This window comes from Halosegnis longus, assembly GCF_009663395.1.
Lineage (GTDB): Archaea > Halobacteriota > Halobacteria > Halobacteriales > Haloarculaceae > Halosegnis > Halosegnis longus.
In genome coordinates this window covers 721,248-736,614 of the sequence record NZ_QKNW01000001.1, presented here as the reverse complement: position 1 = coordinate 736,614, position 15,367 = coordinate 721,248, and the positions used below count along the sequence as shown (strand labels likewise).

Genomic DNA, 15,367 nt, shown 5'->3' with positions numbered 1-15,367 from the left:
TCGTCTCCGAATGCGTGGTCTGTGAACCGACGAAACCGGGATACGTTGGCTGTGAGGGGCCAGAATCGAGGAAGCTATAAGCCAAATGAGTCCGTAGGTCACACAACGAATGGTTGACGATTCCCAGCTCGCCGAGAGCAAATCGATTCACAAGACGACGGGTAAGACCTTCTGGTATGCTACCCGCGTGCTACCGACGCGAGTTCGGGAGGCAACCTACGTGCTGTACGCGTTTTTCCGTGTCGCGGACGAGGTCGTGGACGACGCCGGCGACGCCTCGCCGGCCGACCAGCGGGCCGAACTGGAGGAGATTCGCGAGGCCGCCCTCGGCGGCGACAGCGACGACCCGGTGTTGACGGCGTTCTCGGAGATGCGCGAGGCGTACGGGATTCCCGACGAGGAGATTCACACGTTCATCGACGCGATGATCGCCGACATCGACAAGAACCGCTACCAGACGTTCGAGGAGGTGCGCGGCTACATGCGCGGCTCCGCGGCCGCGGTCGGCGTCATGATGAGCTACGTGATGGAGCCGGACGACGTGTCGCTCGCGCTTCCGCACGCTCGCAAACTGGGCGAGGCGTTCCAGATGACGAACTTCCTGCGGGACGTGGGCGAAGACATCGACGAGCTCGACCGCGTGTATCTCCCGATCGACACGCTCGAGCGGTTCGGCTCCGGCGTCGAGGACATTCGGAACAAGGAGCCGACCCCGGCGTTCCGGAAGGCGATGGAGGCGGAACTGAACCGGACGGAGAAGCTCTACGCGGAGGGAATCAAGGGCATCGCCTATCTCCCCCGCGACTGTCAGTTCGCCATTCTCGTGTCGGCCATCCTCTATGCCGACCACCACCGGCTCATCCGCGAGCGCGACTACGACACGCTCACCGCGACGCCGAGCATCTCCAAGCCCCGCAAGATTTCGCTGCTGGCGCGTGCCCGCTGGCACTGGATCTGGAACAAAGACCCCGAGGCGGTGTTCGCGAAGGTGTCCTCCGTGCCGAACGCCGAGACCCGGACCCGCGGGGAAGGCGTCTCGCCGTCGCCGACTCAGTAATCAGAGCCACGGCGGGGCCGGCACGTCGAATCTGTCCGTGTACCAGAGTCCAACCCCGAGCAGCGCCGCCAACGCAACCGGAGCCCACTGGGCGTAGACGGCGTTGATGACGCCCCACAGCAGGACGAAGGAGACGAGGTCATCGAGCATGAACGCACACGAATCGAGACGCGCCCGGAGGTCGATCCACTCGAACGCCGCGTCCAGGGTGACGACCGCCACCGTCGCGGACACCACCCACCCCGCGTAGTTCGACAGCGGAACGCCGTAGAAGGCAACCCCCGAATTGTACGGCCACACCGCGAGCGGCGTCGCCGTGAGGTCGTATTCCCAGAAGCCGATGGCGACGGCACCGGGGTCGAGCACGAGGTCCATCAGCAACACCGTCGCGATGACGGCCGGCACGCGCACGAGTGCGGCCCGCGCTCGCTCGCCGAGCAGGAGCAGACAGAGCAGATACGCGTTCGCCACCAGCGGGAGAAAGAAGATGGGGAGGCCGAACGGCACCTTCCCCAGCAGCATCGGCCCGAGGTCGATGCCGTACTCGAAGACGCCGTACGGCAGACCGGTGGTCGTGCCGATATACTCGATGGCGTAGGCGTACAGCGTGAGCAGCCCGATTGCTCCGGCGGCGCGCCGCCCCACGAGCGGGAGCAAGCCGACGATGAGCGGGAGCCGCATCACGGCCGTCCCGAAGATGACGAGCAGCGGATGGAAGACGAGCGGGTCCGGAATGAGGACCCGCTCGGCGCTCGCGAGCAGCATCACCGCGCCGACGAGCGGGAAGAAGACGGCGATGGTAAACCGATTCTCCGAGACGAGGTCGTTCAGCCGGCGCTCAATCCGTGCCCGGTCAGCCATAGATGAGCACCCAGAGTGCGGCGTTCGTGAGCAGCGCGCCGGCGACGGTGTTCACCGCGGGGAACCACCAGTAGGCGCGGTCGACGCGCACGTCGGAGAGCGCGATGCCCGCGACGAAGACGGGATAGAAGGCGAACACCGCACCCAAGAACGGGTGGAGAAGAGCGAACGCGACGGCCGCCCCGAGCCACAGCGCCGCGCAGTAGGCGTAGGTCCGGGACTCCCCGAGTCGGGTTGCGGTCGTCTCGATGCCGGTCGCGCGGTCCGGTTCGATGTCCGGAATCGCCGAGAAGGTGTGCATCGCCATCGCCCACAGCCAGCCGCCGGCGAGCGCGAGCAGCGGCGGGGCTTCCCCGGCGAGGGCGGCGTACGCGACCACGCCCGGCAGGACGTACAGCCCGTTCGACAGCGAGTCGAGACCGGGGTGGGTCTTGAATCGCAGCGGCGGAGCCGAGTACTCCGCACCCAGTACGAGGAAGGCAACCATCGCGACCGCGCCCGCAGTCGGCAGGAGTGGGAGGAAGGCCAGCCCCGCAAGCCCGGTCACGGCGACAGCTACCGGAACCGTCGCGTCCCCGCGATAGCGCACCTCCTGTTCCGCTTTCTTCGGGTTCGCGGCGTCCACGTCGCGGTCGAAGATGTCGTTGACGCCGTAGAGGAAGACGTTCGCCGGGAGCAGGAAGTAGACGAACAGCGCGACGGCGACGGGCGCGAATAGCTCGCCCCGCGTCTGTGCGGCGTAGGCGACGCCGACGACGACCGGGCCGGCCAGATACAGCCAGAACCGGGGCCGCGAGACGCGGAGCAGATAGCCGAGTCGCGTGTCGCGACCCGGAACGATGCCGAGACTGCTCATTCAGGCGTCGTCGATGAGTGCGTCGGCGGTGTGTTCGCCCGAAATCAGACACATCGGGACGCCGATACCGGGTGTCGTGTACGACCCCGTGAAGTAGAGCCCGTCGAGCTGCTTCGAGCGGTGGGGCGGCCGGAGCAGCGCCGTCTGGCGGAGCGTGTGGGCCATCCCGAGTGCGGTCCCCTGCATGGAGTTGTACCGGCTCGCGAAGTCGTCGACGGAGAACTGCTCTTCGACGACGATGCGGTCACGGAGGTCGACGCCCGTGTTCGCTTTCAGGTCATCGAGCACCGTCTCGCGGTACTCTCGGCGGATCTCGTCGGTGTCCTCCAGTCCGGGGGCGATGGGGACGAGCACGAACAGGTTCGAGTGACCCTCGGGTGCGACCGACTCGTCGGTCTGTGAGGGGGCACAGACGTAGTAGGCGGGGTCGTCGGGCCACGCCGGCTCGTCGAAAATCTGCTCGAAGTGGGGGTCCCAGTCGTTCGGCAGGACGAGCGTGTGGTGTTCGATGGGGTCGATGTCACCTTCGACGCCCATGTACATGAGAAACGCCGAGGGCGCGTACGTCCGCGACTCCCAGTAGTCGGCGTCGTAGCCCCGCTCGTGTTCGGGGAGCAGTTCCTGTTCGGTGTGGGCGTAGTCGGCGTCGGAGACGACACGCCCAGCGCTCGCGCGCTCGCCGTCGGCGAATTCGACGTCGAAGCCCTCGCGGCGGGAGATGATTTCGGTCACCTCGGCGTTGGTCTCGAAGGTGACGCCGAGGTCGCGGCCGAGGTCGACCAGCGACGCGACGACGGCCGCCAGCCCGGACACCTCGCCGTCGCCGACGTGCATCTGCTCGCGGGTCGCCGCGGTCGGGTCACCGCCCTCGGGGTAGAAGACGCCCATGTTGAAATCGACGTGGCTCATCATGTTGTACAGTGCCGGCGTGTTCTTCGGGGAACCACCCAAAAACACCAGCGTGTACTGCATAATCTGCTGGAGCCGCGGATTGTCGAAGTAGTCGGCCACGTAGTCGTCCATCGTGCCGAGCAGCTGGAGGCCGATGGGGGCGGCGCGCATCACGTCGAGGTCGACCCAGTCGCGCAGCCGGGGGCGGTCCTCGTAGACGAAATGCTCCATCGCCGTCTCGTAGTGGACGCCGGAGGTGTCGAGATACGACTCCAGCTTCTCGCCCGCGCCCGCCTCGATTGCCTCGAACGTCTCGACGTTCTTCGAGAGGTCCGGGAGCATGTCGACGTAGCGTGCGCCCGCCTCCTCACCGAAGCCGGGGGCCGTTTCGCTTGCAACCCCGCCGTCGCTGGCCGCCCGCTGGTCGTTCTTGAAGAAGATGCGGTAGTGGGGGTCGAGCCGCTGGAGGTCGTAGTAGTCGCCCGGCTCCCGGCCGAAGTGGTCGAAGAAGCGCTCGAACACGTCGGGCATCAGATACCACGACGGACCCATGTCGAAGCGGAAGCCGTCGCGCTGGAGCGAGGACGCCCGCCCGCCCAGTTGGTCGTGTTGTTCGTAGACGGTGACGTCGAAGCCGGCGTCGGCTAGATAACAGGCCGTCGAGAGGCCGCCGAAGCCGCTCCCGATGACGGCTATCGACTCGGAGCGTGACATACCGGAAGATGGGGCCACAGTGTCGAAAAGCCACCGGTGGCCGCCCCGAACCGACCGCGGGCGTCGAATTCTGTCCGTCTGCGTGCGACACCTCCCCCGACAGGGCTATCCTCCCGGCTCCGAAGGTCCGGTATGGACATCGAGCCGTTCGAGCTGGAGCGTTTCTTCGACCGCTTCGAACACGACGCCGACATCATGCTCGCGGAGTCGGGCATCGAATCCCGTTCGACCGCGGAGTTCGACACCGACCCCGGAGAACTCGGCTACGTGATTCCGACCGGCGGCGACCCCGATCTGCGCGAGCAGGTCGCCGCCCGCTACGGCCGGTCGGGCGACGAGGTGCTGTTCACCTGTGGCGCACAGGAGGCCAACTTCACGACGTTCGCCGCGCTGATGGGCGACCACGCCGTCACCGTCACGCCGACGTATCAGTCGCTGTCTGCCGTTCCCGACGCCTTCGGCGAGGTGACGACCGTCGACCTCGACCCGCCGGCGTGGAGCCTCGACACCGACCGCGTGCAGGACGCCCTTCGCCCCGAAACGGCGGTACTCGTCGTCAACAACCCGAACAACCCGACCGGGCGGTATCTCGACGAGGCGACGATGCGGGAGCTGTACGACATCGCCGCCGACAACGACACCTACCTGCTGTGTGATGAGGTGTACCGACTGCTCGCGGAGGAGCCGCTCCCGCCGGTCGCCTCCTTTGGCGAGTACGGCATCTCCACCTCGTCGGTGACGAAGGCGCACGGACTCGCCGGCTGTCGGTTCGGCTGGGTCGCCGGGCCCGAGGAGGTCGTCGACGCGGCCGCCAACTGGAAGGACTACACCACCATCTCGCCGTCGACGTTCGGCCAACACGTCGCGAAGCAGGCGCTCGACCGCGAAGCGGAGATTCTGGCCGAGAACCGCGCGCAGGCACGCGATCACCGCGAGCGCGTGGGTGCGTTCCTCGCCGACCACGGTATGTCGTGGCGCGAACCCACGGGCGTCAACGGGTTCCCGACCGTGCCCGATGGCTTCGAGACCGGCCGGGAGTTCTGTGAGGCGTTCGTCCGCGAGGAGTCGGTGTTGCTCGCCCCGGGTGACGGCTTCGGGGTTCCGGGTCGATTCCGCATCGGGTTCGGGCTGGCGAGCGAGGAGTTGGCGGACGGACTCGCCCGACTGGACGCGTTTCTCGAACGCCGCGCCTGAGGGGTATCGTACCGTTTATACCGACAAGGCGGAAATGCAGGATTATGGCACGAGAGCAGACCGAGGTCCGCGAACTGCAGGAAGGTAACTACGTGATGATCAACGACACGCCGTCGGTCATCACCGCCTACAGCACGTCGAAGCCGGGCAAGCACGGCAGCGCGAAGGCCCGCGTCGAGGGGCAGGGCGTCTTCGACGGCGGTCAAAAGCGCAACTTCACGAACCCCGTCGACGCGAAGGTGTGGGTTCCCATCATCACGCGCAAGCAGGGGCAGGTCGTCTCCACCAGCTCCGGCGAGATGCAGGTGATGGACCTCGAAACCTACGAGACGTTCACGATGCGCGTCCCGGACGACCTCGACGTGTCGGCCGACGACGAAATCGAGTTCCTCGAGTACGAAGACCAGCGCAAGGTCGTTTAAGCTGCGCGTCGAAGCCCGGCCATGTCTCAGTTTCCGGGCGCGAACGCCGCACCCGACGACGCGGAGTACGCCGTCGTCGGTGCACCGCTCGACGTATCGACCACCTTCCAGCCGGGGACGCGGTTCGGCCCAGACCGTATCCGCCGGTTCGCGCGGACCTTCGACGACTACGACCGCCGAACGAATTCCTTCTTCACCGACCACTCAGTCCACGACGCCGGCGACCTCCACGCGTGGGACGACGCCGGCGAGTATCTCGACTTCCTGGAGGCCGACCTCCGGGAGTGGCACGACGACGACGTGACGCCACTGCTGGTCGGCGGTGAACACACCGTCTCCGTCGCCGGCGTGCGCGCGGCCGACCCCGACGTGTTCCTCACCGTCGACGCCCACCTCGATCTGCGCACCGAGTACGACGGCAACGAGCTGTCACACGCCACGGCGACCCGCCACGCCCTCGACGTTGCAGACGAGGCCGTCATCGTCGGGGCACGCACCGGCTCGCCCGAGGAGTACGAACGCGCCGCCGAAACAGACGTGACCGTCGTCCCGCCCGAGGACGTGGCCGAGTGGACGCCCGACCTCGACGGCGAGGTGTACCTCTCGGTCGATATCGACGGCGCGGACCCGGCGTTCGCGCCCGGGACCGGCACGACGGAGCCGTTCGGGCTTACGTCGCGCGAGATGCGCGACGTGGTGCGGTCCGTCGCGCCCCACTGTCTCGCCTTCGACACCGTCGAGGTGAACGACCGCGACGACGGGCAGGCGGCCGCGCTCGCGGGCAAACTGCTCCGGGAGTTCGTCTTCACCCACGCGGCGGAGCCGAGCGCCTAACACCCTCGCTCTCCTGGCTCCGGTATGCACCTCTCCGAGTTCGTCGACCGTCTCGACACCGAACTGCAGGTCGACCAGTGGGCCGGCGCGGATTACGCCGTCAACGGACTCCAGGTCGGCCCGGAACGCGCAGACGTGGACCGCGTCGCCTTCGCCGTCGACGGGGTCGTGGAGACGTTCGAACAGGCGGCCGCCGCCGACGCGGACGCGCTCGTCGTCCACCACGGCATCTCGTGGGGTGGCATCGACCGCGTGACGGGCAAGGAGTACGAGCGCGTCCGAGCCCTGCTCGATAACGACATCGCGCTGTACGCCGCCCACGCACCCCTCGACGCCCACGACGAGTACGGCAACGCCGCCCGACTGTGTGACCGACTCGGACTCGATATCGTCGCACCGTTCGGCGAGAGCGGACCGGGTCACGCCGGCCAGCGCGGCCGCGCCGAGACGCCGTTCTCGACGGTAGATCTCCGTGAGGAACTCGCGACGCTGGAGGGCGCTGGTGACGTACAGGTGCTCGATTTCGGTCCCGACGAGCTGTCGGACATCGCGGTGCTCACCGGGAGCGGCACCGACTGGCTGGACGAGGCGCGCGCGGCGGGCGTCGACGCGCTCGTCACCGGCGAGGGGAAACAGCCGGCGTACCACGAGGCGAAGGAGGCGGGCATCTCGGTGTTTCTCGCCGGCCACTACGCGACGGAGACGCTCGGCGTGAAGGCGCTCCAGTCGCTCGCCGAAGAGTGGGGACTCGACACGACGTACATCTCACACCCGACCGGGCTATAGCGACTCGACGGACAGGGAAAAACCCCACTCGGCGGTCGTTCGCTCCTGCTCGGTCGCCGTCCCGCTCGACGTGCCGACAGGCTCTTCGAGCGCGTACGTCGCCTCGAACCGGTACTCGCCGGTCGGGAGACACGCCCCCGCGTCGGGGTTGGCGTACAGCCCGACGAACGCGGTCAGCGTGCCGCCGGCCGGAATCGAGACCGTCCCGTACTCCGTCGTCTGGGCCAGCGGCTCGGTGAGCCGCCAACACGACTCTCCCTCCTCGGTCGGATACGGCGGTCGCTCGCGCTCGGGGACGCCCGTGGTCGAACGCTCGGAGTGGGGGAGCAGCTGGTAGGTGAAGTCGCTGCTCGACACGTACTGAAACACCACGTCGCGGTACTCTCCGACGACCACGGTCTCGTCGCTCGGATTGTCCACGTCGACCCGAAGCACCGCCGGGCCGTCGGCCGCGACGAACGCATCGACGACGGTCACCGCCGGCTCGACGGCGAGGTCGGGGGTATCGTCGCTTGAGACGCGGTGTACGCGCCCGGTTGCGTCGTCCGGTGGTGGCGTCTCGGTGTCCGTCGGCGTCTCCGTCTCGGCGTCCGTCGGTGTCGGCGTCTCCGTGTCGGTTCTACCGGTGTCACCACTTCCGTTGCCGCCGCCCGGGCTGCCGGTACAGCCGGCGAGACCCACGGCAGCCGCGACGCCGGTCGCGCGCAAGAGGCTCCGCCGCGTCGACTGGTCTCCGTCGCTCATACTCCGGCTACACCGCTCTCGCAGATAAGCCGGCTGGAGACACAAATCCGCGTTTGAGTAACCGTTCTCCGTGTCTGTACACGTCAGATGAGCAGCCACGCGGCGACGACGGCCAGCGCGCCCGTCGCGGTCGAGGCGACGGCGTGGACGCGGAGCTTATCGAGCAGCGCGTGGGCGTTCTCCGACAGCTGTGCGACCTCGCCGACCTCGGTCCCGGTCTCGCACTGCGGGAGGAAGTCCATCGCGACGTGGAGGAACACGCCGGCTCCGAACCCGAACAGGACCGCCTTCATCTCCATCGAGAAGGTCGGATTGAGCAGGGCGACGGGAATCGCGGTCAACCCGACGCCGGCTGCCGGGAGCAGGAGGACGGAGACGGGCTTGCCGGCCGTGCGGAGCCGCCGCGCCGCGGCGTAGCCGGCCGGTCCCTTGTGCGAGACGATAGAGAGCCCGAGCAGGTAGCCGACCGTCGGGAGCGCGGCGTAGATGGTCCCGATGACGAGCCCCGCGGAGAGGGCGTGGGCCGTAATCTGTGCGGCGGTGCTGTCGAACGCCGAGTCGACGTGCGAGAGCCGGTGGCCGATGGTGTGGCCGCCGTAAGCCGCGAGCAGTCCGAGGGCGACGCCGACCCCGCCGGCCTTCGCCCCGAGCACGCCGCCGCTCTGTTGGCCGAGCGCGAACGCCTGCGGGAGCAGGAACAGACTCGCGGAGGTGACCATCGCGCCGGCGGCCAGTCCGTACCCCCAGACGAGCCGGCGGGCGTTCTGCTTGCCCGCGGCGCGTGCACCCGGCACGGCGAAGCCGGCCATCGCGAGAAACGCCACCGCGGAGACGACGAGCACCTTCCGCTCGCCCACGCTGTACCCCACCGCGAGCAGCACGACCAACAGCACCGTCGCGCCGACGCCGACGAGCGAGCGCCCGCTCGTCTGTGCCCGCGCAGTTTCGTCTATCATTACTAACTCAGAATCCTATATTAATAATAAGGGCGTCGGTTCACAACGTCGACTGAGCGATTGTTAACGACTACCGGGTCGCGGATTTCCAGTCGCGAAGCGAGAGCACTGCGCCGTCCATCTCCTCGGGGTCGGCCTCCGTCGCTGCCCACCGGAACATCGGAGCCACGTCCTCGGGGTCGCGACCCTGCATCCCGTTTGTTAGCTCCGAAGAGACCTGTCCGGGGTCGACGACCGCCGTCGGGTAGTCGAGTTCGACGGCGAACTGCCGGACGAGCGCCTCGGCGAACGCCTTCGAGGCGGCATACGAGCCGAAGCCGGCCTTGGCCTCGCGGGCGATACCGCCCGAGGGAACGAGCAGTCGCGCGTCGTCGGCCAGATGCGGGAGCGCCTCGCGTATCGCCGCGAAGACGCCCCGGCCGTTCACCTGCGTGTGCTCGTCGAAGGCGGTGTAGGATTCCTCGGCGAGTGGCGTCTGGCCGGGCGCGCCGTGGTAGACGCCGGCGTTGGCGAACACGGTGTCGATGTCGCCCCCCTCGCGGGCGGCCGTCTCCATCAGCCGCTCCATGTCGTACTCGTCGCGCACGTCCGCCCGCTGGACGAGTGCTTCGCCGCCGGCCTCGCGCACGTCACTCGCGACCGCATCGAGCGCGTCCTTCGACCGGGCACAACAGACGACGCGGTCGCCGTGTGTGCCGTACTCGCGTGCGAGAGCCGCGCCGATGCCGCGACTCGCTCCCGTGATAACTACCGTGTCCATGCCCGGTGTACGGGTGCTCGCAGTATGGAGTTTGTCACTCGTCGCGTCGGTTCAGGTTCTGGCGCGTGAACTGCGGCTGGGCGCTGATGCCCGAACTCGACTTCGTGAACGAGCGGTACAACAACACGACCAAGCCGAGCGCGAGCACCGCGGCGACGACCGTCACCTGCAGCGACGCGAACAGATACAACAGCGCCGTCGACGGAAGCGCGAAGGCGAGTAAGATTCCGTAGATGAGCCGACTCGCCAGCTTCCGGAACATCGGCGGGTCGTTCGGGAACTCCACCGTCGCCTCCAGATTCCCGCGCTCGACGGTGTCGAGCACGTCCTCCAGTTTCGGCGGGACGCGGAACAGCGACTGCGTGGTCTCTGAAATCTGCGTGCCCGTATCCCGGACCGCATCGCGGACGCCCTCCTCGATGTACCCCTCCTCGCCGAGATACTCGGTCGCGACGGTGATGAAGTCGAACTCGGGGTCGAGGGTGACACAGACGCCCTCCACGACCGTCGCGACGCGCAACACGAGCGCGAGGTTCGGCGGGAGCCGAAGCGGGAACTCGTACAGCGTGTCCTCGATTTGGGTGACGATCTGCTGGACGCGGTACTGCTCGATGTCCTCGCCGCGGGCGTCAGCGATGGCGAGTTCCATCACCTCGCTCATCACCTCGCGGTCGGCGTCCGGCGACAAGGTGCCCATGCTGACGAGCGTATCGAGCACGGCGTCGGTGTCCTGTCGCGCGATGGCGACGTAGAAGTCGATGATCTTCTCTTGGACGAACGGGTCCACCCGGTCGCTCATCCCGAAGTCGTAGAAGACGAGGGTTCCGTCGTCCTGTACCGCGAGGTTTCCGGGATGGGGGTCGGCGTGGAAGACGCCGTCGTCGACGATCATCTGGAGATACACTCGCTGGAGCGTCTCGGCCAGTCGGGTCCGGTCGACGTCGAGTCGGTCGAGACTGTCGATGTCGTTGATTTTCGTCCCCGGAACGTACTCCATCGTGAGCACGCGGTCGGTCGACTGCTCTTCGTACACGTCGGGAATCCGGAGCCGGTCGTCCCCTTCGAAGTTCGCGCGAATCTCGCGGAGCATCTCCCGCTCGCGGCGGTAATCCATCTCGTCGCGGATGACCCGCGAAAACTCGTTGGCGAGCGTCTCCATCGAGAACGAGCGCGAGTCGTCCACGAACCGCATCAGGAGCGGGAGGAGGGTGGAGATGACCCAGAGATCGGCCTCGACGAGCGACTCCACGCCCGGGCGGCGAATCTTCACCGCCACCTGCTCGCCGTTCAGCTCCGCGACGTGGACCTGTCCGAGCGACGCGCCGCTGATGGCGTCGGTGTCGAACTCGTCGAACGCCTCATCGACGGGGCCGAGGTCGTCTTCCAACACGCGTTTGGCGTCGGTCCACTCGGCCGGCGGAACGCGGTCCTGTAGCTCCTCGAACTCCTCGATGTACTCCGGGGGCAACACGTCGGGCCGCGTGGAGAGCAGCTGGCCGAGTTTGATGAACGTCGGGCCGAGAGTGAGCAGGGACTCCAGCAGCGACTGCGCGCGCCGTCGACGGGTCTCGGTGTCGACGGTCCGACCGCTCCCGAAGAGGATGAACCGCTTGCGGTCGCGGGCGTACGCTACCAACAGCGGTAGGAACTGCACCGCGACGACGACGAATCGACGGTACGCGCGAAGGACGGCCACGTCAGGCGTCCGACACCGGGACGCTCGTCCCCCCCGTCACCGATGTCTTCGGGAGCGTCACCGTCAGGACGCCGCGCTCGACGGTCGCCGTCGCGTCCGTCGCGTCCACCGTCGGCGGCAGCGGCAGGTCGGTGTCCAGAAACAGCGACCGCTCCTCGGTGACGTAGCGGAACGCCGTCGGCACGTCCTTGTCACGGCGTGCCTCGATGTGGAGTCGCCCCCCTTCGGCGGTCACGTCGACGGTGTCGGCGGTGACGCCCGGCAGGTCGAGAACGACGCGATACGCCTCGTCGCTCTCAAGTAGGTCGGCGAACACCGCTTCCGGAAGATTCCCCAGTGCCTCGCGAAGCGCACTCATACTCCGACAGATGGTCGCGCGAGCGAAAAAGCCCCCGGTGGCGTGACACCCACGCCTCCGTGGGGTGACACTCTCGGCTTCGGGTAGTTTTATCGGGGCACCCGCCAACGACGTTGGTATGCTCCGCGTGCGGGCACCGGCCACGAGTGCGAACCTCGGGAGTGGCTTCGACACCTTCGGCGTCGCCTTGGACCGCCCCAGCGACGTGGTCACCGTCGAGAAAGCAGACCGCACCACCATCGACGTGTCCGGCGTCGGCGCGCGCTTCATCCCGGAAGACCCCGACAAGAACACCGTCGGCGCTGTCGCCGAGGCGCTCGACGCCCCCGCCCACATCAGTATCGAGAAGGGCGTCCGCCCGGCTTCGGGACTCGGCTCGTCTGCCGCCAGCGCGGCCGGCGCCGCCGTCGCGCTCAACGAACTGTACGACCGCGGGAAGACCCGCGAGGAACTCGTCCCGATTGCGGCGGAGGGTGAGGCCGTCGTCTCCGGCGACGCCCACGCCGACAACGTCGCCCCCTCGATTCTCGGCGGCTTCACCATCGCCCGCGACGACGGCGTCACCTGTCTCGATGCCGATATCTCCTTGGTCGCCTGTCTCCCCGAAATCGTCATTTCGACGCGGGACGCCAGACAGGTCGTCCCCGAGCAGGCCCGGATGTCGCAGGTCGTCGAGACCGTGCGCAACGCCGCCACCCTCACCGCCGGTATCGCCCGCTCCGACCCGGCGCTCGTCGGGCGGGGCATGGACGACCCGATTGTGACGCCGGCCCGCGCGAAACTCATCGACGGCTACGACGCCGTCCGGCAGGCTGCCTTCGATGCCGGCGCGAGCGGGGTCACTATCTCCGGAGCCGGTCCTGGCATTCTCGCGGTCTGTCCCGGCGACACCCAACGGGATATCGCGCTCGCGACCGTCGAGGCGTTCGCCAACGAAGGTATCGAGGCGCGCGCCTTCCAGACCGCTATCGGTCCCGGCGCGACGATACTGTAAAAGAGTCGGGCGCTACTGGAAGCCGATTTTCCCGGAGCCGCCCGTCTGACTCATGCCCGAGGAGCTTCCCTTGAACTGGTCTTCGATACCCTCGTAGTAGTCGCGGATGTCCTCGTTGATGGTCGGGCGGACGCTGTCGAGCGCCTGCCGGAAGTGGCGCATCTCGACCGTGTCGGCCGCATCGGACTCGCGCAGCGCCTCGATGGCGGCTTCACGCGCGATGGATTCGAGGTCGGAGCCGACGTAGCCGTCGGTGATCTCCGCGAGCTCACGCAGGCTCACGTCCGGCGACAGCGGCATGTCCTCGGTGTGGATGTTGAGAATCTGCTCGCGACCCTCCAGGTCGGGTTCCCCGACCATGACGAGCCGGTCGAACCGGCCCGAGCGGATGAGCGCCGGGTCGATCATGTCCGGGCGGTTCGTCGCCGCGATGACCATCACGTCGCCCATCTCTTCGAGCCCGTCGAGTTCCGTCAACAGTTGGTTGACGACGCGCTCGCTCACGTTGGTCCCCGTGCCGCCGCCGCGGCCCGGAGCCAGCGAGTCGAGCTCGTCGAAGAAGATGACGGTCGGGGCGACCTGTCGGGCCTTCCGGAACGTCTGGCGGATGGCCTTCTCCGACTCGCCGACCCACTTCGAGAGCAGCTGTGGCCCACGAACGGAGATGAAGTTCGCGTTCGTCTCGTTGGCGACGGCCTTCGCCATCAGCGTCTTCCCCGTGCCCGGTGGCCCGTACAGCAGGACGCCGGCCGGCGGGTCGATGCCGAAGCGGTCGAACTTCTCGGGCGAGGAGAGCGGCCACTCGACGGCCTCCTGGACCTGCTCTTTGGCGTCCGTCAGCCCGCCCACCTGGTTCCACGAGAGCTTCGGCAGTTCGACGAGCACCTCCCGCATCGCCGAGGGACTCACCTCGTTGAGTGCGCCGTCGAAGTCCTCGCGTTTGATAATCATCCGGTCGATGAGACTCGGCGGAATGTCCTCCTCGTCGAGGTCGATTTCGGGGAGATAGCGGCGCAGCGCCTTCATCGCGGCCTCCTTCGTCAGGCTCTCGATGTCCGCACCGACGAAGCCGTGGGTGTCGTCGGCGAGCGCGCCCAGCGACACGTCGTCCGACAGCGGCATCCCGCGGGTGTGAATCTGGGCGATCTCCTTGCGGCCCTTCTCGTCGGGGACGCCGATCTCGATTTCGCGGTCGAACCGACCCGGGCGACGGAGCGCGGGGTCGACGCTGTCGACGCGGTTCGTCGCCCCGATGACGACGACCTGCCCCCGGGATTCGAGCCCGTCCATCATCGTCAGCAGTTGGGCGACGACCCGACGCTCCACCTCGCCGGTCACGTCCTCACGCTTCGGGGCGATGGAGTCGAGTTCGTCGATGAAGATGATGGAGGGGGCCTCTTCGGTCGCCTCCTCGAATATCTCGCGCAACTGCTGTTCGGACTCGCCGTAGTACTTCGAGATAATCTCCGGCCCGGCGATGGAGAAGAAGCTCGCCGAGGTCTCGTTGGCGACGGCCTTCGCGAGCAACGTCTTCCCCGTGCCCGGCGGACCGTGTAAGAGCACACCCTGTGGCGGCTCGATGCCGAGCTTCGAGAAGATCTGTGGATGCTTCATCGGCAACTCGACCATCTCGCGGACGCGCTGAATCTCGTCGCCGAGCCCGCCGATGTCCTCGTAGGTGATGCCGCTGCCGGTCTTCTCGAAGCCGGAAATCGGCTCCTCGCGGAGTTCGACCTCGGTGTCTTCGGTGATGAGACAGACCCCCTCCGGCTCGGTCTCGATGGCGATGAGCGGAATCGCCTGGCCGGGCGAGCGCATGAACGGATGGTTCGTCGAGGACATCACGGGGACGATGTCGCGTTCCACGACCGGCCGCTTCAGAATCTGGCGCTTGACCATGCCGGCGGCGTCGGAGCCGAACTGGACGGACGCCTCCTCCGGCGGCGCGAGCACCAGCTTGTCGGCCTTCGTCGCCTCGGCCTTCGTGATGGTGACGCGTTCACCGATGCCCACGTCGGCGTTCTGGCGTGTGAAGCCGTCGATGCGGACCGTGTCGGTGTTCCAGTCCTGCCGGTCCGCGCGCCACACCTTCGCCGCGGTGGTGTCAGCGCCTTCGATTTCGATGATATCTCCCGGCGAGAGCTTGAGGTGAAGCAGCGTATCCGGGTCGAGCCGCGCAATGCCCCGACCGGAGTCGTTCGGGTACGCCTTCGCCACCTCTAGTTGGACCTCGTTCATAGGCGT

The 15,367-nt window shown here is 67.4% G+C and carries 15 protein-coding genes; 6 read left to right on the top strand and 9 right to left on the bottom strand.

Annotated features, from left to right (window positions below; translation table 11 throughout):
- The first annotated feature begins 109 nt into the window (after positions 1-109).
- Complete coding sequence (locus DM818_RS04090) at positions 110-1,057, top strand: phytoene/squalene synthase family protein (protein WP_075937985.1); 948 nt, start codon at positions 110-112, stop codon at positions 1,055-1,057.
- Here the strand turns inward: DM818_RS04090 and cruF are convergent, their stop codons facing one another.
- Genes cruF through DM818_RS04075 form a run of 3 tightly spaced genes read right to left on the bottom strand, consistent with a single transcriptional unit; the run spans position 1,058 to position 4,379 of the window.
- Positions 1,058-1,918: a bisanhydrobacterioruberin hydratase gene (gene cruF, locus DM818_RS04085; RefSeq protein ID WP_123123784.1), complete on the bottom strand. Its 861-nt coding sequence runs from the start codon at positions 1,916-1,918 to the stop codon at positions 1,058-1,060.
- Positions 1,911-2,774 (bottom strand): prenyltransferase, encoded by an 864-nt coding sequence (locus tag DM818_RS04080; RefSeq protein WP_123123785.1) that lies wholly within the window; start codon positions 2,772-2,774, stop codon positions 1,911-1,913. Before DM818_RS04080 ends, cruF begins: the two co-directional genes overlap by 8 nt.
- Complete coding sequence (locus DM818_RS04075; protein WP_075937988.1) at positions 2,775-4,379, bottom strand: phytoene desaturase family protein; 1,605 nt, start codon at positions 4,377-4,379, stop codon at positions 2,775-2,777.
- Positions 4,380-4,511: 132 nt separating this feature from the next.
- Between DM818_RS04075 and DM818_RS04070 the strand changes: the two genes are divergently transcribed.
- From DM818_RS04070 to DM818_RS04055, 4 genes are read left to right on the top strand one after another with little or no spacing between them, the layout of a single operon-like run.
- Positions 4,512-5,573: an aminotransferase class I/II-fold pyridoxal phosphate-dependent enzyme gene (locus tag DM818_RS04070; protein WP_075937989.1), complete on the top strand. Its 1,062-nt coding sequence runs from the start codon at positions 4,512-4,514 to the stop codon at positions 5,571-5,573.
- Positions 5,574-5,617: 44 nt separating this feature from the next.
- Positions 5,618-5,995, top strand: coding sequence for a translation initiation factor IF-5A (locus tag DM818_RS04065; RefSeq protein ID WP_075937990.1), 378 nt, complete (start codon positions 5,618-5,620; stop codon positions 5,993-5,995).
- A gap of 21 nt (positions 5,996-6,016) precedes the next feature.
- Entirely contained in the window at positions 6,017-6,829 is an 813-nt protein-coding gene (locus DM818_RS04060) for an arginase family protein (RefSeq protein ID WP_123123786.1), read from the top strand.
- 24 nt (positions 6,830-6,853) lie between these two features.
- A complete protein-coding gene (locus DM818_RS04055) occupies positions 6,854-7,615 on the top strand; it encodes a Nif3-like dinuclear metal center hexameric protein (RefSeq protein ID WP_123123787.1) in 762 nt (253 codons plus the stop codon).
- Here the strand turns inward: DM818_RS04055 and DM818_RS04050 are convergent.
- The 5 genes from DM818_RS04050 to DM818_RS04030 form a co-directional block, all read right to left on the bottom strand.
- Complete coding sequence (locus DM818_RS04050) at positions 7,610-8,359, bottom strand: hypothetical protein (RefSeq protein WP_123123788.1); 750 nt, start codon at positions 8,357-8,359, stop codon at positions 7,610-7,612. The genes DM818_RS04055 and DM818_RS04050 overlap by 6 nt on opposite strands.
- 83 nt (positions 8,360-8,442) lie before the next feature.
- Positions 8,443-9,315 (bottom strand): ZIP family metal transporter, encoded by an 873-nt coding sequence (locus DM818_RS04045; RefSeq protein ID WP_123123789.1) that lies wholly within the window; start codon positions 9,313-9,315, stop codon positions 8,443-8,445.
- Between the two features lie 70 nt (positions 9,316-9,385).
- Positions 9,386-10,075, bottom strand: coding sequence for an SDR family oxidoreductase (locus DM818_RS04040; protein ID WP_075937995.1), 690 nt, complete (start codon positions 10,073-10,075; stop codon positions 9,386-9,388).
- Positions 10,076-10,109: 34 nt separating this feature from the next.
- Positions 10,110-11,771 carry an ABC1 kinase family protein gene (locus tag DM818_RS04035; RefSeq protein WP_075937996.1) on the bottom strand — a complete coding sequence of 554 codons (1,662 nt, stop codon included), beginning with the start codon at positions 11,769-11,771 and terminating at the stop codon, positions 10,110-10,112.
- A gap of 1 nt (position 11,772) precedes the next feature.
- Positions 11,773-12,129: an Hsp20/alpha crystallin family protein gene (locus DM818_RS04030; protein ID WP_075937997.1), complete on the bottom strand. Its 357-nt coding sequence runs from the start codon at positions 12,127-12,129 to the stop codon at positions 11,773-11,775.
- A 118-nt stretch (positions 12,130-12,247) separates the two neighbouring features.
- Between DM818_RS04030 and DM818_RS04025 the strand changes: the two genes are divergently transcribed.
- Complete coding sequence (locus tag DM818_RS04025) at positions 12,248-13,123, top strand: homoserine kinase (RefSeq protein ID WP_075937998.1); 876 nt, start codon at positions 12,248-12,250, stop codon at positions 13,121-13,123.
- Positions 13,124-13,135: 12 nt separating this feature from the next.
- Here DM818_RS04025 and DM818_RS04020 read toward each other — a convergent pair whose 3' ends face one another.
- The gene (locus tag DM818_RS04020) at positions 13,136-15,361 is read right to left on the bottom strand and encodes a CDC48 family AAA ATPase (protein WP_075937999.1); all 2,226 of its coding nucleotides are present in this window, start codon (positions 15,359-15,361) and stop codon (positions 13,136-13,138) included.
- Between the last annotated feature and the right edge of the window lie 6 nt (positions 15,362-15,367).